The following is a 404-nucleotide window of genomic DNA, read 5'->3' as shown; positions in this document are numbered from 1 at the left end:
GCCCAGAATAATTCCCCAGATGGAGTCGGAAAGCGCAGCGATAACGCTACCGGCGGCAAACACCGCCAGCCCACCGACAATTAATGGTTTGCGACCAATGCGGTCGGAAAGCAGGCCAAACGGAATCTGAAAAACGGCCTGAGTCAGACCATAAATACCAATGGCAATACCGATTAATGCTTCGCTGGCACCTTGCAGAGCCATGCCGTACGTGGTCAGAACCGGCAGAACCATAAACATGCCCAGCATGCGCAACGAGAATACGGTCCCTAAACCCCAGGTCGCGCGCCTCTCACCTGGCGTCATTTTATAATCGTTCATTACCACCCCTTAAAAAAATGCCCACATAGTGTAGTGCGGAGCGCATGTTGGGTAAACAGAGTGTTAATGAGAAAATATTACAG

Annotated in this window: 1 protein-coding gene; it reads right to left on the bottom strand. The window is 51.0% G+C overall.

Annotated features, from left to right (window positions below; genetic code table 11):
• Nucleotides 1–321: MFS transporter (locus K9U41_RS23545; RefSeq protein WP_282643240.1), on the bottom strand; the 321-nt coding region annotated here is incomplete at its 3' end.
• Nucleotides 322–404: the final 83 nt, after the last annotated feature.

This window comes from Xanthobacter autotrophicus (genome assembly GCF_029991245.1).
GTDB lineage: Bacteria > Pseudomonadota > Alphaproteobacteria > Rhizobiales > Xanthobacteraceae > Xanthobacter > Xanthobacter autotrophicus_C.
Note: the sequence above shows the minus strand (reverse complement) of the source record. Positions and strands in the feature narration are given on the sequence as shown.